This window comes from Streptomyces antnestii, assembly GCF_004005495.1.
In the GTDB taxonomy this organism is placed as follows: Bacteria; Actinomycetota; Actinomycetes; order Streptomycetales; family Streptomycetaceae; genus Streptomyces; species Streptomyces antnestii.
This window is the reverse complement of record NZ_RZYA01000011.1, coordinates 141545-164375: the sequence shown is the minus strand read 5'-3', so window position 1 is coordinate 164375 and position 22831 is coordinate 141545. Positions and strand designations below refer to the sequence as shown.

General features: G+C 72.8%; 24 protein-coding genes. 10 read left to right on the top strand and 14 right to left on the bottom strand.

Features of this window, described 5'->3' with window-relative positions:
* The first annotated feature begins 33 nt into the window (after positions 1-33).
* Together EOT10_RS23195 and EOT10_RS23190 are read left to right on the top strand one after the other, a co-directional pair.
* Positions 34-1275, top strand: a complete 1242-nt coding sequence (locus tag EOT10_RS23195) for a molybdopterin-dependent oxidoreductase (RefSeq protein ID WP_127830211.1) — start codon at positions 34-36, stop codon at positions 1273-1275.
* Positions 1272-1880, top strand: a complete 609-nt coding sequence (locus tag EOT10_RS23190; protein WP_317617359.1) for a hypothetical protein — start codon at positions 1272-1274, stop codon at positions 1878-1880. The genes EOT10_RS23195 and EOT10_RS23190 overlap by 4 nt, the downstream gene beginning before the upstream one ends.
* On the opposite strand, the gene EOT10_RS23185 is transcribed toward EOT10_RS23190, so the two are convergent.
* Genes EOT10_RS23185 through EOT10_RS23175 form a run of 3 tightly spaced genes read right to left on the bottom strand, consistent with a single transcriptional unit; the run spans position 1835 to position 3920 of the window.
* Complete coding sequence (locus EOT10_RS23185; protein WP_127830210.1) at positions 1835-2488, bottom strand: class I SAM-dependent methyltransferase; 654 nt, start codon at positions 2486-2488, stop codon at positions 1835-1837. The two genes, EOT10_RS23190 and EOT10_RS23185, sit on opposite strands and share 46 nt — an antisense overlap.
* Positions 2485-3162 (bottom strand): TIGR04282 family arsenosugar biosynthesis glycosyltransferase, encoded by a 678-nt coding sequence (locus EOT10_RS23180; protein ID WP_127830209.1) that lies wholly within the window; start codon positions 3160-3162, stop codon positions 2485-2487. Before EOT10_RS23180 ends, EOT10_RS23185 begins: the two co-directional genes overlap by 4 nt.
* Positions 3159-3920 (bottom strand): glycosyltransferase family 2 protein, encoded by a 762-nt coding sequence (locus EOT10_RS23175; RefSeq protein WP_431313316.1) that lies wholly within the window; start codon positions 3918-3920, stop codon positions 3159-3161. Before EOT10_RS23175 ends, EOT10_RS23180 begins: the two co-directional genes overlap by 4 nt.
* 124 nt (positions 3921-4044) lie before the next feature.
* On the opposite strand from EOT10_RS23175, the gene EOT10_RS23170 reads away from it, so the two are divergent.
* A complete protein-coding gene (locus EOT10_RS23170; RefSeq protein ID WP_127830208.1) occupies positions 4045-4839 on the top strand; it encodes a response regulator transcription factor in 795 nt (264 codons plus the stop codon).
* Positions 4832-5953, top strand: coding sequence for a sensor histidine kinase (locus EOT10_RS23165; protein WP_127830207.1), 1122 nt, complete (start codon positions 4832-4834; stop codon positions 5951-5953). The genes EOT10_RS23170 and EOT10_RS23165 overlap by 8 nt, the downstream gene beginning before the upstream one ends.
* A gap of 24 nt (positions 5954-5977) precedes the next feature.
* On the opposite strand, the gene EOT10_RS23160 is transcribed toward EOT10_RS23165, so the two are convergent.
* Entirely contained in the window at positions 5978-7003 is a 1026-nt protein-coding gene (locus tag EOT10_RS23160) for an NAD-dependent epimerase/dehydratase family protein (RefSeq protein ID WP_127830206.1), read from the bottom strand.
* Between the two features lie 155 nt (positions 7004-7158).
* On the opposite strand from EOT10_RS23160, the gene EOT10_RS23155 reads away from it, so the two are divergent.
* The gene (locus EOT10_RS23155; RefSeq protein WP_127830205.1) at positions 7159-7950 is read left to right on the top strand and encodes a VOC family protein; all 792 of its coding nucleotides are present in this window, start codon (positions 7159-7161) and stop codon (positions 7948-7950) included.
* A gap of 16 nt (positions 7951-7966) precedes the next feature.
* Here the strand turns inward: EOT10_RS23155 and EOT10_RS23150 are convergent, their stop codons facing one another.
* Positions 7967-8599: a peptide deformylase gene (locus EOT10_RS23150; RefSeq protein WP_127830204.1), complete on the bottom strand. Its 633-nt coding sequence runs from the start codon at positions 8597-8599 to the stop codon at positions 7967-7969.
* A gap of 191 nt (positions 8600-8790) precedes the next feature.
* Between EOT10_RS23150 and EOT10_RS23145 the strand changes: the two genes are divergently transcribed.
* Complete coding sequence (locus EOT10_RS23145; RefSeq protein WP_127830317.1) at positions 8791-9525, top strand: GNAT family N-acetyltransferase; 735 nt, start codon at positions 8791-8793, stop codon at positions 9523-9525.
* 400 nt (positions 9526-9925) lie between these two features.
* Here EOT10_RS23145 and EOT10_RS23130 read toward each other — a convergent pair whose 3' ends face one another.
* A complete protein-coding gene (locus tag EOT10_RS23130) occupies positions 9926-10312 on the bottom strand; it encodes a MarR family winged helix-turn-helix transcriptional regulator (RefSeq protein WP_127830316.1) in 387 nt (128 codons plus the stop codon).
* 166 nt (positions 10313-10478) lie between these two features.
* Between EOT10_RS23130 and EOT10_RS23125 the strand changes: the two genes are divergently transcribed.
* From EOT10_RS23125 to EOT10_RS23115, 3 genes are all read left to right on the top strand, one after another.
* Positions 10479-10745, top strand: coding sequence for a hypothetical protein (locus EOT10_RS23125; protein WP_127830203.1), 267 nt, complete (start codon positions 10479-10481; stop codon positions 10743-10745).
* A gap of 120 nt (positions 10746-10865) precedes the next feature.
* Positions 10866-12887, top strand: coding sequence for an NADPH-dependent 2,4-dienoyl-CoA reductase (locus EOT10_RS23120; RefSeq protein ID WP_127830202.1), 2022 nt, complete (start codon positions 10866-10868; stop codon positions 12885-12887).
* 81 nt (positions 12888-12968) lie between these two features.
* Complete coding sequence (locus EOT10_RS23115) at positions 12969-13541, top strand: PadR family transcriptional regulator (RefSeq protein ID WP_127830201.1); 573 nt, start codon at positions 12969-12971, stop codon at positions 13539-13541.
* Positions 13542-13603: 62 nt separating this feature from the next.
* On the opposite strand, the gene EOT10_RS23110 is transcribed toward EOT10_RS23115, so the two are convergent.
* Both EOT10_RS23110 and EOT10_RS23105 read right to left on the bottom strand, forming a co-directional pair.
* Positions 13604-14113 (bottom strand): hypothetical protein, encoded by a 510-nt coding sequence (locus EOT10_RS23110; protein WP_127830200.1) that lies wholly within the window; start codon positions 14111-14113, stop codon positions 13604-13606.
* Positions 14114-14278: 165 nt separating this feature from the next.
* Entirely contained in the window at positions 14279-15262 is a 984-nt protein-coding gene (locus tag EOT10_RS23105) for a fibronectin type III domain-containing protein (protein WP_223281153.1), read from the bottom strand.
* A gap of 188 nt (positions 15263-15450) precedes the next feature.
* Between EOT10_RS23105 and EOT10_RS23100 the strand changes: the two genes are divergently transcribed.
* Positions 15451-16164 (top strand): glycoside hydrolase family 75 protein, encoded by a 714-nt coding sequence (locus tag EOT10_RS23100; protein WP_127830199.1) that lies wholly within the window; start codon positions 15451-15453, stop codon positions 16162-16164.
* 79 nt (positions 16165-16243) lie between these two features.
* Here EOT10_RS23100 and dhaM read toward each other — a convergent pair whose 3' ends face one another.
* From dhaM to EOT10_RS23070, 6 genes are all read right to left on the bottom strand, one after another.
* The gene (dhaM, locus tag EOT10_RS23095) at positions 16244-16684 is read right to left on the bottom strand and encodes a dihydroxyacetone kinase phosphoryl donor subunit DhaM (protein WP_127830198.1); all 441 of its coding nucleotides are present in this window, start codon (positions 16682-16684) and stop codon (positions 16244-16246) included.
* Positions 16677-17279: a dihydroxyacetone kinase subunit DhaL gene (gene dhaL, locus EOT10_RS23090; RefSeq protein WP_127830197.1), complete on the bottom strand. Its 603-nt coding sequence runs from the start codon at positions 17277-17279 to the stop codon at positions 16677-16679. Before dhaL ends, dhaM begins: the two co-directional genes overlap by 8 nt.
* 44 nt (positions 17280-17323) lie before the next feature.
* Positions 17324-18316 carry a dihydroxyacetone kinase subunit DhaK gene (gene dhaK, locus EOT10_RS23085; RefSeq protein WP_127830196.1) on the bottom strand — a complete coding sequence of 331 codons (993 nt, stop codon included), beginning with the start codon at positions 18314-18316 and terminating at the stop codon, positions 17324-17326.
* A gap of 670 nt (positions 18317-18986) precedes the next feature.
* Positions 18987-21197 carry a xanthine dehydrogenase family protein molybdopterin-binding subunit gene (locus EOT10_RS23080; RefSeq protein ID WP_127830195.1) on the bottom strand — a complete coding sequence of 737 codons (2211 nt, stop codon included), beginning with the start codon at positions 21195-21197 and terminating at the stop codon, positions 18987-18989.
* Complete coding sequence (locus tag EOT10_RS23075; RefSeq protein ID WP_127830194.1) at positions 21194-22195, bottom strand: FAD binding domain-containing protein; 1002 nt, start codon at positions 22193-22195, stop codon at positions 21194-21196. The genes EOT10_RS23080 and EOT10_RS23075 overlap by 4 nt, the downstream gene beginning before the upstream one ends.
* Positions 22173-22664 carry a (2Fe-2S)-binding protein gene (locus EOT10_RS23070; protein ID WP_431313315.1) on the bottom strand — a complete coding sequence of 164 codons (492 nt, stop codon included), beginning with the start codon at positions 22662-22664 and terminating at the stop codon, positions 22173-22175. Before EOT10_RS23070 ends, EOT10_RS23075 begins: the two co-directional genes overlap by 23 nt.
* Positions 22665-22831: the final 167 nt, after the last annotated feature.

Below are 22831 nucleotides of genomic sequence, written 5' to 3'. Positions count from 1 at the left end.
GGGTCCCCGCCGCGCACAGCCTGAAGGAACCGCATGCGCGACCTCCACCTCCCCCGCACGCTCCCCGATCCGTGGCGCAGCCCCCTGCGCGGCCCCCGCTTCACCGCCGTCCTCGGTCTCGTCCTCCTCGCCGGAATGCCCCTCCTGTTCGTGACCGGCCTGCTGTCGTACGCCGCCTACAACCCGAACCTCGCGGCGGTCAACGACAAGACGCCGGACAAGGGCCTGCTCGGCTTCTACCTGTTCTCCTGGCCGACGGACCCGCACTGGCTGTACCGGCTCACCCAGGGCCTGCACGTCACCGTCGGGGTCGTGCTCGTGCCGGTGCTCCTCGCCAAGCTGTGGTCGGTCGTGCCCAAGCTGTTCACGCTGCCGCCGGTCCGCTCCCTCGGCCACGCCCTCGAACGGCTCTCACTGCTCCTGCTCGTCGGCGGCGCGCTCTTCGAGTTCGTGACCGGCATCCTCAACGTCCAGCTCGACTACCTGTTCCCCGGGTCCTTCTACCCGCTGCACTTCTACGGCGCCTGGGTGTTCATCAGTGCGTTCGCCGTCCACGCCGTGCTGCGCGTACCCCAGGCGCTGCGCGTGCTGCGCGAGCGGAAGGCGGGGGTCGCGGAGACGGGTGACCTGGTGCCCGCGCAGCCCGCCGAGCCCACCGTCTCGCGGCGGGGCGCGCTCGCCATGGTCGGCGCCGGCTCGCTCCTGCTCCTCGTCACGACCGCGGGCCAGAGCATCGGCGGCGTATGGCGCCGCACCGCGCTCCTCGCCCCGCACGGCGGCGAGGATCCCGGCACGGGCTCCGACAGGTTCCAGATCAACAAGACGGCCGCCGTGGCGGGCGTCCGGGCCGCCGACGCCGGCGCCCCCTGGCGGCTCGTCGTCACCGGCCCGTCCGGCACCGTCCACCGGCTCACTCGCGCCGACCTACTCCAACTCCCGCAGCACACCGCCTCGTTGCCCATCGCCTGTGTCGAGGGCTGGTCCACGGACGACCGGCGCTGGAGCGGGGTACGACTGCGCGACCTGGCCGTGCTCGCCGGGACCGACGGCGACACCGATGTGTTCGTCGAGTCCCTCCAGCAGCACGGGGCTTTCCGCAAAGCGGCCCTGCGGCACAACCAGGTCCACGACCCGCGCTCGCTCCTCGCCCTCCGCGTCGACGGCGCCGACCTCACGCTCGACCACGGCTACCCGGCCCGGATCATCGTCCCCGCGGCGCCGGGCGTCCTGAACACGAAATGGGTGGCACGGCTGACGTTCGGAGCGCTGCGATGAGCGGACGAGCGAGCCGATGGCTGAAGCGGTTGCCGAAGCTGAACCCGCACCTGAACCTGCATCCGACGGAGCGCTGGTACGGCGAGAGTCCGCTCCAACTCCCGCTCCTCGCCGCCTCGTTCGCCCTCGCGTGGTACGCGGGCGTGCGGCTCCTCGCCGGCGACGCATGGGGCGTGGCGATGTGGTTCGTCGGCGCGGCCCTCCTCCACGACCTGGTGCTCGTACCGCTGTACTCGCTCGCGGACCGCGCGGCGTGCAAGGCCCTCGGGGGCCGTGACCGCTCGGCGGTGCTGTACGCACGCGTCCCCGCGTTCCTGTCGGGGCTGCTGCTCCTGGTCTGGTACCCGCTGATCTCGCGGGCGCGACCGGAGCACTACGCCCTGGTCACCGGCCGTTCGGAGGACGCCTTCCTGCAGCACTGGCTGCTCCTGACGGCCGGTCTGTTCGCCGCGTCCGCCCTGTGGTTCGTGACGCGCACGTTCCTCGCCCCGGGGTCGCCCTGGCGGCAGGCCCACAGGGCGCGCCGACAGGAGCGGAAACGCGAGCGGGAGCGGGAACGTCAGCGACGCAGGGAGACGAAGGAGCGCCCGCCCACCGACCACTGAGCCACCGGCCGCCAGCCGAGCGGGCGCGCGACGCGCAGCAGCGCGCGCGTGCCCACGCGGGCCCACGGGAACAGCGAACCCGACGCGCCCCGCCCGTCGTCCACCCGCACCTCCACCCGCTCGTCCACGTCGAGCGGCGCCGTCTCCGCCGTCAACAGGCCACCGGGGCGGACGAGTTCGGCGACACGGGTCAGCAGGGCGCCCGGATCGCCGCCGATCCCGATGTTGCCGTCCAGCAGGAGGGCCGTCCCCCAGCCGCCCTCGTCGGGCAGGGGGTCGAACACGGACAGGCGCAGCGCGGCACCCCCGAGGCTGACCGTCCGCGCCACGGCGGCCTCGCTCACGTCGATGCCGAGCACGCGACGGCCGGCCGCGGCGAGTGCGGCGACCAGCCGGCCGGGGCCGCAGCCGATGTCCAGGACGGCCCCCTCGCAGTGCCGCAGCGCCGACAGGTCGGCGGCGTCGGGGCCCGCGCACCAGCGCTCCACCTCCAGCGGCAGCAGCCAGCCGTCGGCGCGCCGCAGGAAGAGCGGCCCGCGTTCGTTGCGCACGGCGTCGGCGTAAGGATCCGTACACCAGGGCGGTGCCGCCTCGTGGGTCGTGCTCATGGGCGGACCGCCCGGGTCAGGCGCGCGTGTTCGGCGGCGAAGCGGCCGTCGGGCGCGGCGGCCGCCACCAGGGCGGCGTCGTCCGCCGTGTCGACGTCCCGCAGGGCCGCGAGGTCCCGTACGCGCAGCCCCGCCGCGGTGAGCCGGGCCCGCTGGACCGCACCCGTGTGCGCCGTCGACATCGGCACCCCCCGCAGCAGCCCGGGGTCAGGCTCGGCCAGCCCGAGCGCCCAGAACCCGCCGTCGTCGGCGGGCCCGAACCAGGCGTCGCAGTCCCGCCAGGCGTCGGCCCCGAGCGCCGGGGCGAGCAGTGCGGGGGTCACCTGGGGCGTGTCCATCCCGATCAGGACGGCCGGCCCCGCGCATCCGGCGAACGCCGCCGCGAGCCGCTCGTCGAGGCCGCCGCCGCACTGGGCGACCACCTCGATGCCGTCGGGCAGCCAGGCCCCGGGCGCCCCGTCGAGCACCAGCACCCGGCGCCGTGCGGGGGCCGCGAGCACCGCGCGCAAGGTGTCGACGAGCGCCGCCTCCGCGAGCCGCGCCGCCTCCCCGGGAGTGAAGGGCGGCGTGAGCCGGGTCTTGACCTGCCCGGGCACGGGGGACTTGGCGATGACGAGGAGGGTGGTGGGGGTGCCGGGAGCGGCTGGCAGCGCACCGGCTTCGGAGGACCTCATCGGGGCGCCGCCTCCCCGCGTGCCGGGTGCGGTGTCCGCGGTGGCTCCGCGAGAACGGCCCGCATGTCACGGACCGCCTGCCACGTGCCCTTCCATGTGCCCGTGACCTTGGACTTTCCCGTACGAGGCCGGTACGGCACCGCGCGTTCCGCGATGCGCCAGCCCGCGTCGGCGGCCCGTACGACCATCTGGAGCGGGTAGCCGCTGCGGCGGTCCGTGAGGTCCAGGGCGAGGAGGGGCACGCGGCGTGCGGCCCGCATCGGGCCCAGGTCGTGCAGGCGAAGGCCGGTGCGCCGCCGCAGCATCCGAGCGAGCGCCAGGTTCCCGGCGCGCGCGTGGACGGGGAAGGCGCCGCGCCCCAGCGGCCTGCGCCGGCCGAGCACGAGATCGCAGCGGCCTGCGGCCACATCCCGCACGAACGGCGCGAGCAGGGCGGGATCGAGCGAGGCGTCGCAGTCGCAGAAGCAGACGATGTCCGCGTCGGAGGCCAGCAGGCCTGCGTGGCAGGCGGCCCCGAAGCCGCGCCGGGCCTCCGTCACCACGGTCGCGCCCAGGGACCGGGCCACCTCGGGGGAGCCGTCGGTGGACCCGTTGTCCACGACGAGCGCCCGCCAGCCGTCCGGGATACGGGCCAGTACCCACGGCAGCGCGGCGGCCTCGTCGAGGCACGGCAGCACGACATCGACCGACAGTGCCCAGGGGGTGGTCCGGTGCGAGGGGGCGGGGCCGGCAGGGGAGTTGGAGTCAGGGGGGATCACGTGTGTCACCCTACGAATCCAGAACGGACATTCCGGGCCCCGGAACCTTACGAAACGCGGACGATGAGCCCGGTGGCCCCCTGGCGCGAAGCGGCCCGACGGGGCGTGGTGCGACGCTGGTCCCATGCAGACACCACCGCTCGGCCGCGTACTCGTCGTCGACGACGACCCGACCGTCGCCGAGGTCGTCGCGGGCTATCTGGACCGCGCCGGCTACGACGTCGACCGGGCTGCCGACGGCCCCGCCGCCCTCGACCGTGCCCACGCGCAGCCGCCCGACCTGGTCGTCCTCGACCTGATGCTGCCCGGCATGGACGGTCTCGAAGTGTGCCGCAGGCTCCGGGAGCGCGGCCCCGTCCCCGTGATCATGCTGACGGCGCGCGGCGACGAGGGCGAGCGCATCCTCGGCCTGGAGGTCGGCGCGGACGACTACGTCACCAAGCCGTTCAGCCCGCGCGAGCTGGTCCTGCGCGTCGAGTCGGTGCTGCGCCGGGCCCGGGCGGCCGGGGCGCCGAAACCGTCGGGACCGCTCCGCGCGGGCGCCCTCACCGTCGACCCGGCGGCCCGTCGTGCGACCAAGGGGGGCGATGAACTCGCCCTGACCATACGGGAGTTCGACCTTCTCGCCTTCTTCCTCCGGCATCCGGGCCGCGCCTTCGACCGTGAGGAGCTCATGCGGGAGGTGTGGGGCTGGGACTTCGGCGACCTGTCGACCGTGACGGTGCATGTCCGCCGGCTGCGCGGCAAGATCGAGGACGACCCGGCGGCCCCGCGCCTGATCCAGACGGTCTGGGGAGTCGGCTACCGCCTCGACCCCGGATCCGAGCCCCAGCCCCAGCCCGGCCCGACGGTGGCGCACGACCAGACCGACTTGACCGAATGGACAGAGCAGACCGAACGGACCGGACCCCGTGCGTGACATCCTCCTCATCGCCCTGTTCGCGTTCCTCGGCGCCGTGGGGGCGGGACTGCTCGGCGCGCTCGCCCTGTTCGTGCTGCGCCGGCGCTCCCTGACGGTGTCGCTCACGGTGGTGGCCGCCGTCGCCGTGACGGCGATGCTCGCCGGAACGCTCGTCGTGGCCTGGGCGATGTTCCTCTCCCCGCACGACCTGACCGTCGTGACGACCGTCGCCGCGATGGCCGCCACCGTGTCGCTGGCCACCGCACTGCTCCTAGGCCGCTGGGTCGTCGCCCGCAGCAACGCGCTGACGCTCGCGGCCCGCTCCTTCGGCGACGGCGGCAGCTTCGCCGCGCCCGCGCTGCCCGCCACCGCGGAACTCTCCGCGCTGTCGAGGGAGTTGGAAGCCACCAGTGCCAAGCTGGCCGTGTCCCGGGACCGTGAGCGCGCCCTGGAGACCTCGCGTCGCGAGCTCGTCGCCTGGATCTCGCACGATCTGCGCACCCCGCTCGCCGGGCTCCGCGCGATGTCCGAGGCGCTCGAGGACGGCATGGCGGCCGACCCGGACCGCTACCTGCGCCAGATCCGCGCCGAGGTCGAGCGCATGAACGACATGGTCGGCGACCTCTTCGAACTGTCCCGCATCCACGCGGGCTCGCTCGTCCTGAGCCCGTCCCGGATCTCCCTGCACGACCTGGTGGGCGACGCGCTCGCGGGCGCCGACCCGCTCGCCGGCCAACACGGCGTACGGCTCGTCGGCGACCTCGTCGACGCGATCGACGCGCTCGCGGTGGAGGTCGACGCCAAGGAGATGAGCCGGGTACTCGGCAACCTCCTGATCAACGCGATCCGGCGCACCCCGGCCGACGGCACGGTCGCCGTCGCGGCGGCGGCCTCGGCGGACGGCGTGGTCCTCACGGTCACGGACGGCTGCGGCGGCATCCCCGAGGAGGACCTGCCCCGGGTCTTCGACACGGGCTGGCGCGGCAGCCACGCCCGCACACCTCCGTCGGGCGCGGGCCTCGGCCTCGCCATCGTCAGGGGCATCGTCGAGGCCCACCGGGGCAGCGCCACCGTGCGCAACGTGGCGGGCGGCTGCTGCTTCGAGGTGACGCTGCCGGCCGCGGGAGCGTAGCCCGCGCGCACCGGAGCGCGCCCGTCACTCCGGCTCCGCCTTCGCGAACTCCCGCATGCCCGCCTCGAATTCGATCTCCGCGTGCCACCCGAGCTCGGCCTTGAGGAGGGACGGGTCCGCCGTGATGTGCCGTACGTCGCCCAGCCGGTACTCGCCCGTCACCACCGGCGCCGGGCCACCATGGGCGGCGGCCAGCGCATGCGCCATCTCACCCACCGTGCGGGGATCCCCGCTGCCCGTGTTGTACGCGGAGCACGCCCCGGCCGGCCGGTCGCACAGGGCCTCCAGGGCGAGGGCGTTCGCCGCGGCCACGTCGCGTACGTGGACGAAGTCCCGCCGCTGGCGCCCGTCCTCGAAGACGCGCGGAGCCTCACCTCTGGCAAGCGCCGAGCGGAAGAACGAGGCGACGCCCGCGTAAGGGGTGTCGCGTGGCATCCCCGGCCCGTACACGTTGTGGTAGCGCAGCGACACCGCGCGCCCGCCGGTGGCCCGCGCCCAGGCGGACGCCAGATGTTCCTGGGCGAGCTTCGTCGTCGCGTACACGTTGCGGGGGTCCGTGGGGGCGTCCTCCGTGACGAGGCCGGGGTCGAGCGCGGCGCCGCACCGCGGGCACACGGGCTCGAACCGGCCCGCCCGCAGATCCGCCTCGGCCCGCGGCCCCGGCCGCACCACCCCGTGGCGCCCGCACACGTACCGGCCCTCCCCGTACACGACCATCGAGCCGGCGAGCACCAGGTCGCGTACGCCGGCCGCGGCCATCGCGGCGAGCAGCTCGGCGGTGCCGAGGTCGTTGCGGGAGACGTAGTCGGGGGCGTCCGCGAAGTCCTTGCCGAGGCCGACCTTCGCCGCCTGGTGACACACCGCGTCGACTCCGGTGAGCGCCGATTCGACGGCGGCACGGTCGCGGACGTCGGCGACGGTCCACGGGCGCCGTTCGTCCGGGCCGGGCGGGCGGACGTCGAGCGCGACGACCTCGTGCCCGCGAGCGGAGAGGGTGTCCACGACCGCGGACCCGATGAACCCGGCACCGCCGGTGACCAGTACACGCATGCCGCCCACGCTAGGCGGGAGGGGGCGCGTTGACGGTGCTCCGCTCCGGTACGTCACCGCTCCGTAAGGGTTTGTCGCGCGGCCCCGTCCGCTCGCGGCTAGCGTGAACCGAGGACGGAAGAAGGTTTTCCCCACACCGAAGAAGGGTTCGCGTCATGGCCGCACGACCGGAGGGCGCGCCCATCTGGGCCGACGCCATGTTCCCCGACCTGGAGGCCGCCAAGAGCTTCTACGGCGAGCTTCTCGGCTGGACGTTCGAGGAGGGACAGCAGGAGTTCGGCAACTACACGCAGGCCAGGTCCGACGGCAAGCGGGTCGGCGCGCTCGCGCCGCAGATGCCCGGCACGGAGGGCGTCCCGGCGGCCTGGAACCTGTATCTGGCCACGCCCGACATCAAGGCCGCCGTGACCCGTGTCAAGGAGGCCGGCGGCGCCCTGGCGATGGAGCCGATGCAGGTCGCCGACTTCGGCACGATGGTCACCGCCCAGGACCCCGCCGGCGTCTTCTTCAGCCTCTGGCAGCCGGGTACGCACGAGGGGTTCGAGAAGACCGGCGAACCCGGCTCGTTCGCCTGGGCCGAGGTGACCACGAGGGACCCCGCGAAGACGGACGCGTTCTTCGAGGCCGTCTTCCCGTACGAGGTCAAGAAGATGGTGGACGAGCACGTCGACTTCAACGTCTGGCAGCTCGACGGCCGGCCCCAGCTCGGCCGCTTCAAGATGACCGAGGACTTCCCGCCGCAGGTCCCGTCGTACGTCAACGTCTACTTCGCCGTCGACGACTGCGACGCGGCGGTCGCGACGGCGACCAAGCTCGGCGGGAAGCTCCACTTCGGCCCGATGGACTCACCGTTCGGCCGTTTCGCGGCGGTCGCGGACCAGCAGGGTGCCGCGTTCTCGGTGATCGACATGAGCACGACCCAGGGCGAGATGCCCGACCTGGCCTGATCCGGACGACAGGCCCCTACGGGACTGAGAAGCCGAGCGCGCTCGCGGCGAGGTCGGGCGTGGGCTGCGTCCAGCGCTCGGCCATCGCGGTCCGCGTGGACAGCGAGCGCAGCTCGGCGCGGTCGAGGTAGAGCGTGCCGTGCAGATGGTCGGTCTCGTGCTGCACGATCCGGGCGGGCCACCCCGTGAACTCCTCGTCCACGGGGCGGCCCCGCTCGTCGAGCGCCCGCAGCCGCACCCGCTCGTGCCGGGCGACCACGGCCTGCAGGCCCGGCACGCTCAGGCAGCCCTCGAAGAACGCGGCGCGGTGCGCGCCCACGGGCTCGTACGACGGGTTGATCAGGACGCGGAACGGCTGCGGCACCCGGCCGCGTACCAGGCGTACCTCGTCGGGGACCTCGGCCGCGTCCTCGATGACGGCGAGCCGCAGCGGGACGCCGATCTGCGGTGCGGCGAGCCCGACCCCGGGAGCGGCGTGCATCGACGCGCGCATCGCGGTGATCAGACGCTCCAGGAGCGCGGGCGCGAGCTGACCGTCGTAGGTCTGCGCGGGGGACCGGAGGACGGGGTCGCCCGCCTCCACGACCGGCAACGGGTGCTCGCCCGCGAGCAGTTCCTCGACGCGGTCACTCAGGGGTACGGGGGACATCGCGCCAGCATGTCAAGAACGTTCACGCGTCGGCAACGCGCACCCCGCGGCGCGCATCGTTGCGGCCTTGTGAACTTCGCCTCGTGAGGGAATCAGCCTGCGGTGACATGGGCTTTCATCAGTGGGCGGCCATGGTCGGCACGGCCGCCCACCCGCCCGTACACCACCGCCGCCCTCTTGGAGCCCGCCGCATGACCGTCCCGGCCGCCGCCCCCGCCCACCCGCTGGACAACCCCGCGTACGCCTCCCTCACCGGCCCGCACGCGCACTTCGCCGAGCGGCGGGGCCGGGTCCTGCGGTACCCCCTGGACGTGTCGCCGTGGCTCGCGCTGCCCGACGATCCGGCGCCCGGCGACTGGGCGGACCTCGCCGCGCTCGCGGGCCCGGGCGAGACGGTGCCGCTGCCCGGGATGCGTACGCCGCCGCCGGACGGCTGGGAACTCACGATGGACATGGACGGGGTGCAGCTCGTCGACGAGGGTGTGGCCGCCGCCCCGGACCCGGAGGCCGTGCGGCTCGGCGCCGCCGACGTGCCCGAGATGCTGGACCTGGTGGCGCGGACCCGGCCGGGCCCGTTCCTGCCGCGCACCGTCGAGCTGGGCACGTACCTCGGGATACGCCGGGGCGGCGCGCTCGTCGCGATGGCGGGGGAGCGGCTGCACCCGCCGGGCTGGACGGAGATCAGCGCGGTCTGCACCGACCCGGAGCACCGGGGACAGGGGCTCGGCGGCCGGCTCGTCCTGGCCGTGGCGGCGGGCATCAGGGAGCGCGGCGAGACCCCGTTCCTGCACACCTCGGCCCGCAACACGAACGCCATCAGGCTGTACGAGTCACTGGGCTTCCGGCTGCGGCGCACCACGAGGTTCATGGCGGCCCGCGCCCCCGAGTCCGACGGCTTCGCCGTGGTCGGCGCGGGTCAGGCCTAGGGCGTGTTTCGGAAGTCCCGCCTGCCCCGCGGCGCCTGGCACGCACTCCCCCACTCTCGGCTTCGCTCGAGCGGGGGGACCCCCATGCGGCGTTGCCGAAACGTCCGAGTGGCTCCGCCACTAGGACGCTCCGGCGCCTTGCGATCGCACGCACCAGACGCCGCGGGGCCCGCCCTCCGGGCGGACGACGCTACTTTCGAAACACGCCCTAGGGCGTGTCCGGCGGATCATGGCCGGGGTCGCGGCTCCCCCAGCTACCGCTGGGAGGTGCCCCCATTCGCACGGCACCTCGCGGCGTTGCCGAAACGCCCGGACAGCTCCGCTATCAGGGCGCTCCGGCGCCTTGCGATGCACCGCACCGGACGCCGCGACCTGTCCGACCTGATCCGCCGGACACGCCCTATTCCTGAACCCGCGCGTTGTAGCGCAGCAGGTAGTCGGCGAACCGCACGAGATCCTCCTCGGGCCAGTCGGCCACGCGCTCCCGGAACGCCTGGCGGCGGCTCACGGTGACCTGGGCGAGGATGTCGGCGCCTGCCTCCGTCGGATGGAGGACCTGGACGCGGTGGTCGTCCGGGTCCACCCGGCGCGTCACGAGCCCGGCCCGCTCGAGGGCCGCGACCTGCCGGCTCACCGTGGACTTGTCCAGGGCGTAGTGCGCGGCGAGGTCCGTCGCCCGGCAGCCGGCCTGTTCGTCCAGGTGGCTGAGCAGGGTGTACGACACGAGTGACAGCTCGGGGTGCATGCGCCCCGCCATCGCCCTGGCGCGCCGCGCGAAGGACGTCATCTCGCGCTGAATGGTCTCGACGGCCGTCTCACGGTCTTCCACGTGCAGTCCTCGCAGTCCGCGCAGCCCACCCGGCTGCTCGTTGCATTCTACAACCGAACGGTGTGCTGAGGGGAGGCCGGCCGCGCGCAGGCGCGTTCGCGTGCCCGCGGCTAGCCTCCTGAACATGAGCGACACCAGTGATGCGCCCGCGCGCTACACCGTCCTGGTCAAGCCCCAACTCGCGGACAAGGAAGGCCACCCCGTGCACGGCAACCCGCTGCGCGTGGTGTCCGTCGAGGCCACGGGGGCGTACGGGGAGTCCGGCTATCCGCGCTTCGAGGGGGAGGGGGTGCAGGCCGAGATCGACCCCGAGACCCGGACCGTCGAGGCCGTGACGGTCGACGGCCAGGAACTGCCGTACGGGTGGGTGGCGGAGATCGCCGACAAGTAGCCCCGGCCGGGCCCCGCCGTGGCGCACCCGTCGTGGCGCACCTCTCTTATGCAACTTGTTGCAAAAGGGAGCTGCCGTCGTCTACAACTGTGACGACGTTCGCCGCGCACGGAGGGCCCCATGAGCCGATACCCGCACCTGCTCACCCCGCTCGACCTCGGTTTCACCACACTCCCCAACCGGGTCCTGATGGGATCCATGCACGTGGGCCTGGAGGAGGCCGAGAACGGCTTCGCGCGCATGGCGGAGTTCTACGCCGCCCGCGCCCGCGGCGGAGTAGGCCTGATGGTCACCGGTGGCATCGCCCCCAACGAGGCCGGGCGCCCCTGGGACGGCGGCGCCAAGCTGACCACCGAGGCGGAGGCCGCCGAGCACCGCCAGGTCACCGACGCCGTGCACGCCGCCGGCAGCAAGATCGCCATGCAGATCCTGCACTTCGGCCGCTACGCCTACCACCAGGACCTCGTCGCCCCCAGCCCCCTCCAGGCGCCGATCAGCCCCTTCCCGCCGCACGAGCTCACCGACGCCGAGGTCGAGCAGACCATCGACGACTTCGCGCGCGCCGCCGAACTCGCGAAGAGCGCCGGCTACGACGGCGTGGAGATCATGGGCTCCGAGGGCTACCTCATCAACGAGTTCATCGTCGCCGCCACCAACCGGCGCACCGACCGCTGGGGCGGCTCGTACGAGAACCGCACCCGCTTCCCCGTCGAGATCGTCCGCCGCGTCCGGGAGCGCGTCGGCACCGACTTCATCCTCATCTACCGGCTCTCGATGATCGACCTCGTCCCGGGCGGCTCCACCCTCGACGAGGTCGTGCAGCTCGCCAAGGAGATCGAGGCCGCCGGCGCCACGATCATCAACACCGGCATCGGCTGGCACGAGGCCCGCATCCCCACCATCGCGACGTCCGTGCCGCGCGGCGCGTACGCCTTCGTCACCAAGAAGCTCATGGGCGAGGTCTCGATCCCGCTCGTCGCGGTCAACCGCATCAACACCCCGGAGATCGCCGAGGAGTTGCTCGCGGACGGCTGCGCCGACATGGTGTCCCTCGCGCGGCCCCTGCTCGCCGACCCGGACTTCGTGAACAAGGCCGCCGAGGACCGCTCCGACACCATCAACACCTGCATCGGCTGCAACCAGGCCTGCCTCGACCACACCTTCAGCGGCAAGATCACCTCCTGCCTCGTCAACCCGCGCGCCTGCCACGAGACCGAACTGGTCCTCGCCCCGACCCGCCGGCGCAAGCGCGTCGCCGTCGTCGGCGCAGGTCCCGCCGGGCTCGCCTGCGCGGTCTCCGCCGCCGAGTGCGGCCACGCCGTCACCCTCTTCGACGCCGCGTCCGAGGTCGGCGGCCAGCTCAATGTCGCCCGCAAGGTCCCCGGCAAGGAGGAGTTCGACGAGACCCTGCGCTACTACCGCGCCCAGCTCGAACTGCACGGCGTGGACGTCAGGTTGAACACCCCCGTCACCGCCGGGGACCTCGGCGCGGACGCGTACGACGAGGTGGTCGTCGCCACCGGCGTCACCCCCCGCACCCCCGAGATCGACGGGATCGACCACCCCAGCGTCGTCGGCTACCTCGACGTCCTGCGTGACGGCGCGCACGTCGGGGAGCGCGTCGCGATCGTCGGCGCGGGAGGCATCGGCTTCGACGTCGCCGAGTACCTCACCGACAGCGGCGACAAGGCCAGCCAGGACCCGGCGACGTACTTCCGGCAGTGGGGCGTCGACATGGACTACCAGGGCCGCGGCGGCCTCGCGAAGCCCGACCGCCCCGCCCCGCCGCGCGCCGTGCACCTCCTGCAGCGCAAGACGTCGAAGGTCGGCGCCGGACTCGGCAAGACCACCGGCTGGATCCACCGCACCGAACTGCGCCACCGCGGCGTCACCATGGTCGCCGGCGCCACCTACGACCGCATCGACGACGCGGGCCTGCACGTCACCGTCGACGGCACGTCCACCGTCATCCCCGTCGACACCGTCGTCCTGTGCACCGGCCAGGAGTCGCGCCGCGGCCTGTACGACGACCTGCTCGCCGCGGGCCGCGCGGCGCACCTGATCGGCGGCGCCGACGTGGCGGCCGAACTGGACGCGAAGCGTGCCATCCGCCAGGGCACCGAGCTGGCTGCCGCGCTGTGAGACCGGCGTTCACGCGGCCGGGCCCGCCGGCCGCGTGAACGCCTCCGCACAGGCCGCACCCCTCCACATAGGCTGCACCCCATGTCACTCCCGCACGCGATCCTCACGGCTCTCCTGGAGAAGCCGTCGTCGGGCCTCGAACTGACGCGTCGCTTCGACAAGTCGATCGGCTACTTCTGGTCGGCCACCCACCAGCAGATCTATCGCGAGCTGGGCCGCCTGGAGGGCGAGGGATACATCAGGGCCCTGCCCGCGCCCACCCCCGCGCGCGGCCAGAAGAAGGAGTACGAGGTCCTGCCCGAGGGCCGCGCGGAACTGGCCCGCTGGACCGCCGCGAGCCAGGACCCCAAGCCGCTGCGCGACCCGCTGCTCCTGCGGCTTCGAGCCGCCGCCGTCGTCGGCACCGACGGCATCGAGGCGGACCTGCGCCGCCATCTCGGCCTGCACCGGCGGCAGTTGGCGGAGTACGAGGAGATCGACAAGCGGGACTTCCCGCCGGGCCTCGACGCGGCCCCGGACCGTCTGCGGCACGTGGTGCTGCGCGCGGGCATCGACCTGGAGACGTTCTGGGTCCGCTGGCTGGAACAGACGCTGGAAGAACTCGGCCTCGACGGTGACGAGAAGGACCGGGCCTTCGGTCCGGACCCGGCCTGACACAGAACCGCCGCCGGCCCGGCACGGAGCCGGAGCGGCGGCAGTGCTGCGCGGACGGGGACCTACGTCCGGTGGTGTGCGCCACGGCGGCGGAGGAACCATGCGCTGCCGATGACACCCGTGCCCACGAGGGCCCCGCCGACGACGTACGTCGCCGTGCGGTGGTCCGTCGAGCTTCCGCCGAGCCCGCCCTGCACACCGCGTGCAGGCATCGAGGTCGCCGAAATGGTCGGCGTCGAGCTGACGGTGACGGACTGGGTGCCCGCCGGTGTGCTCTGGCCGGTGCAGATGACCGTCACCGTGTAGGTGCCGGGGCTGACGTTCTGGAAAGAGGCGGTCCCGCCGGACAGCGCGGCCTGTCGCGCCTGGCTGCTGGACAGGAGGTTCGCGGTGCCGCCGTTTCTGCAGGCCCGGGTGCTGACCTGCACCGTGGACCCGTTGGCCGTCACCGCGATCCCGCCGCCGCTCGGGGGGCCGCCCGCGAAGGCGGACGGCGCGGCCACGGTCAGGGGAAGCGCGGCCGCCGCGGCGACGGTGAGCGTCGAACGGACGAATATCTGAGTAGTACGCATGACTCTGCCCTCCGGCGGCACGGGAGGCGGCACTTCGATGCCCCGCCGATGGTTGGCAAACGCCCGTGCTACCTGACGTAGAGCCAACTTGCGGGCCGGGCCGGGCGCATGCGGACAGGAGCCGGGCAGGTGACAGGTTCCATCGTCCGGCCCACGCGGTGCGCTTCAGGGCCCGGTGCTGACGCCCCGTTCGGCGGACGGGGCGCCCCACGTGCCGTCGGGCAGCTGGGCGCGGATCCTCACGCGGTGCCGGACACCGGCCTCCTTGCCCACGTAGAAGCTGTTCCGCGCCGTGCCCTTCGGCGGTGCGTCGCCCCAGACGAGGGTGGTCGCGAGCCGCCCGTCCAGATAGATGCGGTACGCGGGCACGGTGCCGCCGGTGCGCGGCGGCGTCCACGACAGGTCGATGTAGTACGCCCCGCCCGCCCGGTGCGACGCGGCGCGGAAGTCCGTGGGCGCGGTGCCCGGCCCCTCGCCGGAGCCCTTCGCGGTGGTGAGCCGGAGGGGCGGGCCCGCGGGTGAGGTGTTGTCGGCGGCGTCGCGCGCCTTCACGGTGAACGCGTAGGCGGTGCCGGGCCGAAGGCCGGTGACCAGCGCCCGGGTCTCGCCGCCGCCGACGCTGTGGATCTTCGAGGTGCCCTGGTAGATGTCGTACGAGACGACGCCCTTGTCGTCGTGCGACGCGCCCCACGACAGGGACGCGGCCCGCCCGCCGTCCGCGTGGCCGCGCAGCGCGCCCGGCCGGCTCGGGGCCGACCGGTCCTCGGCCACGGCGGCCGGGGTGGTGACGGCCACCTTCGCGCTGAGCGGCCCGGACGCGCCGTCAGGGCCCTCGGCCCGTACGGAGAAGGTGTACGCGGAGCGGGGGCGCAGCCCGACGACGTCGGTCATGTGCTGTTCGCCGGGCACCTCCTTCACGCGGGTGGCGCCGCGGTACACCGTGTAGCTCCTGACCTCGGCGCCGCCCTCGGGCCGGCTCCACATGACGTGGACGGAGGTGGCGCTGCCCGCCTGCGCCGTGACGCCGGCGGGAGCGGTGAGGGCGGGGCCTCGCGGGGTGCCGTCGTCGAGCAGGCCGCACGAGGTGACGAGCAGGAGGGCGAGGCCGCAGGCCGCGTACGGCAGGGAGCGTATGGGGGTGCGTCGCACGAGCAGGCCTTCCGCCGGGAAGCATTGGTACGGACCTGTATGACATGAGTGACGGGGTCACATCAAGAGCGGCGTGTCGCGCGCATCGTGCACGTCCGGCCCCTGAGCGGTGGACGGTACGGTCAACTCGCCCCAGATTGGGTGTTTGTGTTCGAGCGTCAGTGTCCCCTCGTGGAAGGCCCTTCTTGATGCGCATGCGCCCCCTGTCCCTGGCCGCCGTCTGTGGCGCCGCCCTGCTCGTCCCCGCGCTGCCCGCACTGGCCCGCGTGCCCGACGACGGCGAGCGCGCGACGCACCGGGCCACGGGCGTGCGGGAGGGCTCCGTGCGGGCCGCCGACCTGCTCGGCAAGCTGGGACGCTGCACACAGATCTCGCGCGGCCGCTATCGCGGCGACGACGGCACCCCCGCGAACATCCCCGTGTGCGGCAGAGGCGGCGCCGTGTACTGGAAGGCCGACATGGACATCGACTGCGACGGCCGCCCCGGCCGCCACTGCAACCGCCGCACCGACCCGTTCTTCACCGGCATGACCGCCTATCAGGACTCCCGCGGCGGCCGGCTCAGCTCCGAGCGCCTCCCGTACGTCGTCATCCCCGGAGCGAGCCGCGTCTGGAACCCGGCGGCCGACGGCATCCGCGGCGGAACGCTCGCCGCGGTCGTCTACCGGGACAAGGTCCAGTACGCCATCGTCGGCGACACCGGCCCGAAGGGCCTCATCGGCGAGGCGTCGTACGCCACCGCGGCGAACCTGGGCATCAACCCCCACCCCGTCCGCGGCGGCGCCCGCCGAGACGTCACGTACATCCTGTTCAGGAACACCCGCGTCCGGCCCATCGAGAGCCATCGCGCCGCCGTCGCGCTCGGCGAGACACAGGCGAGGAAGTTCCTGCGCGACAACTGAGCCCGGCCCGGCCCGGCGGGGACCGGGGCGGCCCGGCGCGGACCGGGGCGACGGACGGACCGCCGCCGCCCCCGCCCCCTCACACCTTCCGGTACGAGTACGCCTCCACCGCGGCCGCCTCCACCGCGTCCAGATCGGCCCCGGCCGACGCGGTGACCACCGCGGCCACCGCCCCCTCGACGAAGGGGGCGTCCACCAGGCGTGCCCCGTCCGGGAGTTCGTCACCCTCGGCCAGCAGCGCCTTCACGGTGAGCACCGCGCTGCCCAGGTCGGTGAGCACCGCGACGCCCGCACCCCGGTCGACCGCGCGCGCGGCGCCGGAGATCAGCTCGGCGCTCGTGCCGAGCCCGCCGTCCTCGGTGCCGCCCGCCGGCGCCACCGGCACGTCCGCACCGCCGCCCGCGAGACCCCTCGCGAGCTCCGCCACGGACTCGGCGACAGCGCGGCTGTGCGACACGAGCACGATCCCGACGACCTTCGCGGCGGCGCCCCCTGTGTCTGTGCTCCCCGGGTCACTCATCGCGGGCCGCCTCGGCGAGCGCCGCGAGCAACAGCGCGGACGACGTGGCCCCCGGGTCTTGATGCCCGATGCTGCGCTCGCCCAGATAGCTCGCCCGCCCCTTGCGCGCCTGCATCGGCGTCGTCGCGAGCGCGCCCTGCTCGGCCGCGGTGGCGGCCGCGTCGAAGGAGGTGGCGAGCGCGTCCACCGCCGGGACCAGCGCGTCGATCATGGTCTTGTCACCGGGCGCGGCCCCGCCCAGCGTCATGACCGCGTCCACCCCGGCCCGCAGTGCCGTCGCGAGGTCCGCCTCGCTCACCTCGGGCGCGTCGCCCAGCGCCTTGCCCGTACGGCGCAGGAGCGTCCCGTACAGCGGGCCCGACGCGCCGCCCACCGTCGAGATCAACTGGCGCCCGGCGAGCGTGAGTACGCCGCCGGGGGTGTCCGGCGCCTCCCTGTCCAGGACGGCGCTCACGGCGACGAAGCCGCGCTGCAGATTGCTGCCGTGGTCGGCGTCACCGATCGGCGAGTCGAGTTCGGTGAGCCGTGCGGCCTCCCGGTCGACCGCGGCGGTGGCCGCCGTCAGCCAGCGACGGAAGAAATCGGCGTCGAGCACGTCATCTCCTTGCGTGGTCGTGTCGGTACGGACGACAGGGTGCCTCACATGCCCCGGCGCAGGCCCGCCGTGCTCACAGGTGCGTCCCACAGGCGCAGCAGCTCCTCGTCGACCTGGCACAGGGTGACGGAGGCGCCGGCCATGTCGAGCGAGGTGACGTAGTTGCCGACGAGTGTGCGCGCCACCGGGACACCGCGTTCGCTCAGCACGCGCTGGACCTCGGCGTTGAACCCGTACAGCTCGAGCAGCGGGGTCGCGCCCATGCCGTTGACCAGGACGATGACCGGATCCGTCGGCTGCAGGTCCTCCAGGACGACGTCCACGGCGAAGTCGGCGATCTCGCCCGAGGTCATCATGGCGCGCCGCTCACGGCCGGGCTCGCCGTGGATGCCGACGCCCAACTCCAGTTCGCCGGGCGGCAGATCGAAGGTCGGGCTGCCCTTGGCAGGAGTGCTGCACGCGCTGAGGGCCACACCGAAACTCCGTGAGTTCGCGTTGACCTGACGGGCGATCGACTCGACCCGCTCCAGCGGCAGTCCCTCCTCGGCCGCCGCGCCCGCGATCTTCTCGACGAACAGGGTCGCGCCCGTGCCGCGCCGCCCTGCGGTGTACAGGCTGTCGGTGACGGCCACGTCGTCGTTCACGAGGACCTTGGCGATCTGGATCCCCTCGTCCTCGGCGAGTTCGGCGGCCATGTCGAAGTTGAGCACGTCGCCCGTGTAGTTCTTGACGATGAACAGCACACCGGCGCCGCTGTCCACGGCGGCCGCGGCCCGCACCATCTGGTCGGGCACCGGCGACGTGAACACCTCTCCGGGGCACGCGGCCGACAGCATCCCGGGCCCCACGAACCCGCCGTGCAGCGGCTCGTGCCCCGACCCGCCACCCGATACGAGCGCGACCTTCCCCTCGACGGGGGCGTCCCTGCGCGCGATCACCCGGTTCTCGACATCGACGACCAGCTCCGGATGGGCCGCGGCCATTCCCCGCAACGCGTCGGCGACGACGGTCTCGGCCACGTTGATCAACATTCTCACTGGTACCTCCGAGTGACGTGAGGAGTTACTGCGCGGACCTGCGTCTTTGGTGACGTTGTGTCAGGCCGCCTCGGTGGCGACCCATCGCCAGTATCGACGGAGGACTTGCGCCGAGCACCTGTTGCGGCCTGATCGGAGCGGCTTGACCGGCGGGGCGGGGAGAGACGTATCCCCGGTGCCTCCAGGGGACGCCGGCTCGACGGCTTCTTCCTCGAGGTCCGGATGGTGCACGATGCCCACGACGCCGCCGCCAAGGACGGGGCCTGCCCGTTGGAGACTGCAGCCGCGTTCATCGCCGACGTGCTCGACCGCGTCACGCCCGCCGCCACCCGTACGATCTCGTTCCTCCCTGCTGTGCAGGACACAGCGAAGATCCTCAAGCTCCTGGCCGGCGTCATCCAACGGCTTGCCCGGCCTGCACTTGCGACCGTGTGTACCGGCAACTCCTCGAGTGAGGGGCGCCGCCTCTGCCGGAGGTGTCAGAAGCCGATCCGGTCCGGCGAGTTGATGGCCTGGACGTTGGCCACAACGTTCCTCAGGAGGAGCCACAGGGTTTCGCCGAGGCCGTTGTCGTCGACGTCGACGTCGCAGGGTGGTGAGGACTGGCTGACACCGCTCGGGCCGCGCCCGCCCAGCGGCGGGTGTCGCCCTCGGTGTGCGTGATTGTTGCCTAGTACAGCTGCTCGATGGCGATCGGAAGGGAGCGGAGGCGCCGCCCCGTGGCGTGGTAGACGGCGTTCGCGATCGCCGCGGCGGTTCCCGGGAGGCCCAGTTCGCCCACTCCCTTGGTGCCGACCGGTGTCAGCGGGTCGGGCTGCCCGACGAAGGCGACGTCGACGTCACCCACGTCCGCGCTGACCGGGATCAGATAGTCCCCGAACGTCGCGTTCGCGATCCGCCCGGTGCCGGGATCGAAGCTGGTCTCCTCGAAGAGCGCCTGCCCGATGCCGCCGATCGTTCCGCCGACGATCTGACTACGCGCGAGCTTCTCATTGAGGATCCGCCCCGCGTCCACGACGGTCAGAAGGCGGGCGACTCGGAGAATGCCGAGATCGGCATCGATCCTGACCTCGGCGAACTTCGCGGCGAACGGTGGGGAGAGCGCCAGGCCCGTCTGCGCAGGATCGGGCGGGGCGCCAAGGCCGTCGGCGCTCAGCTCGTCCAGGCCGTGGCGGGCCAGGACCTCCGCGTAGCTCTCGCCCACGCCAGGATCGTCCTTGCGGTGCAGGCGTCCCCCGGAGACGACCACATCGTCGCTCGAACACCCAGCCAGTGGGGAGCCGGGGCCTTGCACGGCCAGTTCGAGGAACTTCCCACGGAGGGAACGGCAGGCGTCGTCGACAGCCACGCCGAGCGAGGTCGTGAGACCCGATCCGCCGGCCGCAGGTGACCAGGGCATCGTGGAGTCGCCGAGGTCGAAGCGGACATCCGACAGGCCGAGGCCCAGCAGCTCGGCCGACAACTGCGTCATCACTGTGCGGGTGCCCGTGCCGATGTCGTTGGCCGCGCTCCGTACGAACGCGGTCCCGTCGCGCCCGATCGTCGCCCGCGCCTCGCAACGCACCTGCCACCAGTGGTAGGAGAGCGATGCGACGCCGTAGCCGATCTGCCACGAGTCCTCCCGCATCGACCCCACCTCGGGATTCCGCTGCGCCCAGCCGAACCGCTCCGCACCGACCGCATAGCAGTCCCGCAACGCATTGCTCGACCAGGGAAGCCCCGAATGCGCGTCGACCTCGGCGTAGTTGCGCAGCCGCAGCTCCAGCGGATCCATGCCGAGCTTGTACGACAGCTCGTCCAAGGCGGATTCCAGCGCGAAAGTACCCTGTGCCGCACCAGGTGCGCGCAACGGTCCCGGCGGCGGGATGTTCAGTCGGCGCTCGTCATCCCTGACGTCGACGTTCGGGCAGGCATACGCACTTTGGCTGATGAGGGTGACAGGCTCGGGGTTCTCGTCGACGATGCCGATCGCGATGGTCGCGTGGTGCTGCAGTGCGACGAGTTGTCCGGTGCGCAGCGCGCCGAGCCTGACGGTCTGCTCGGTGGCGGGCCGGTAGCCGATGCCAGTGAACATCTGCGGGCGGGTGAGCTCCAACTTGACGGGGCGCCCGGTCACTTGCGCGGCGACGGCCGCGATGACGGCATGGGGCCAGACACGCAGGCCGGCACCGAACCCGCCGCCGAGGAAGGGCGCGTGGACACGCACCGACTCCTCGGGGAGCCCGAAGAGCGCCGCGATCGTGGTGCGGACGTTGGCCGTCCACTGCGTCGAGTCGTGCAGGGTGAGGGTGTCTCCCTCCCAGGCCGCCACCGTCGTGAAGAGACCGATCGGGTTGTTCGTGTTGGCCGCGGTGGAGTACGACGCCTCGAAGGTGACCTCCGCCGACGCGAGGGCGCCCTCCACGTCGCCCCGCCGCGCGCCGGAGCCCCACGGGTCGACGCGGAGCTCTCCGCGGGGGTCGTCGAGATCGAAGACCCCCGCGGCCACCTCGTATTCGACGTCCACCAACTCGGCTGCCGCCGACGCCTGTTGGAGGCTCTCGGCGACGACCACAGCGACGTACTGCCCGTGGTGGAACACCTGGTCATCCTGCAGCGGCGAGACAGGAGAGGGCCCGATCAGGGTCGCCGGGCCACGCTCCAGCCTGGGCATGTTCTGGTGCGTGATCACAGCCAGGACGCCTGGCGCCTCCTCGGCCGCCCGTGTGGTGATGCGGCTGATACGGCCGGCCGCGATCGTGCTGCGGACGAGGGCGGCGTGTGCGAGCCGGGGGTAGGTGACGTCGGACGGGAAGGGCGCCTCGCCCCGCACCTTCGACAGTCCATCGACGCGGTCGACGCCGGCGCCGAGCAGCGTCGGTGCCGGTTTCGTCTCGGTCATGACGCGTTCCTCGCTACCGTCTGAAGGACGCGGACGACGGTCCGCTTGGCGAGCTCGACCTTGAACTCGGTGCCGGACACCGTGAACGGGTCGTTGACAGCGGCCTCGGCGGCGGCACGGAACGCGCCCTCGCTCACCGGTGCGCCGACGAGGATGCCCTCCGCCTCGTAAGCGCGCCAGGGAACCGTGCCGACTCCACCGAGGGCCAGACGCGCGAACCTGATCACGTCGTGCTCGACGACGAGAGCAGCGGCCGCCGAGGTGAGCGCGAACTCGTAGGACGCGCGGTCACGCACCTTGAGGTAGGACGACCGGGTGCCGGGAGGCAGCAGCGGAATGCCGATCGCCGTGACCAGCTCGCCGTGCTCGAGGACGGTCTCCCGATCGGGCCGGTCCCCGGGTACGCGGTAGAACTCGGTGAGCGGAACATGGCTCAGGCCGCCCATGCTCTGGAGATGTGCGACGGCGTCCAACGCGACCAGAGCCACACACAGGTCGGAGGCGTGCGACGCGATGCAGTGTTCGCTCGCCCCGAGAATCGCGTGCATCCGGGCGTGACCGGTGACCGCCGCGCAACCCGACCCGGGATCACGCTTGTTGCAGGCCGCCACCGTCGGGTCGCGGAAGTACCGGCAGCGCGTGCGCTGCAGGAGGTTTCCTCCGATGGTCGCCATGTTGCGGAGCTGCGTCGACGCCCCGCTCAGCAGAGCCTCGCGAACCAGTGGCAATTCCCGCGTCACTGTCGGATCGGCCGCGAGCTCCTCCATCGTCGTCATGGCGGCGACCTGGAGCCCGTCTGACGTCCGTGTGACCCCACGCAACGGTAGCCGGGTGATGTCGACGAGTCGCTGCGGCGAGATCACCCGGTCCTTGAGCACGAGATCCAGTTGCGTCGTGCCGCCCGCGAGATAGGCGGCTGTGGGATCTCCGCTCACGGTGGCGACCGCGTCCTCGACGGAGGAGGGCCGTACGTACTCAAACCCCGGAGTCGGCGCCATGCGATGCCACCTCCCCGGCGACGTCGCGGATCGCGGCCACGATGTTCGGATACGCGGCACAGCGGCACAGGTTGCCGCTCATGAACTCCCGGATCTCCTCGTCGGACCCCGCCCGCCCTTCGTCCAGCAGCGCGACGGCCGACATGATCTGGCCGGGCGTGCAATAGCCGCACTGGAAAGCGTCATGACGGATGAAGGCCGCCTGCACCGGATGAACGCCTCCGTCGGGCGCCAGCCCCTCGACGGTGGTCACCTCGTGACCGTCGCACTGCGCTGCCAGGGTCAGGCACGACAGCACTCGCTTCCCGTCGAGCAGCACGGTGCACGCACCGCACGCTCCCTGGTCACAGCCCTTCTTCGTGCCCTCGAGACCCATCTGGTCCCGCAGGGCGTCCAACAAGGTCTCGGGGCCGTCGAGGGACAACCGAGCTGCAGCTTCATTGACCCGCAATGCCACCACGATTTTCAATGTGTTCCGCCCTTCTGGCCGGTGCCTTGCCCTTCCGTCGGCACGAGCCTGTCGACTGCCGGCTTCCCTCGCCCCTGTGGACCTCCTGGTCAGGGTCCCTGGGGTCGGTGGCCGTGCGCACGGGCACTGCCGCTGTTCAGGTGGAACAGACTCGAATGGCGTGCCGG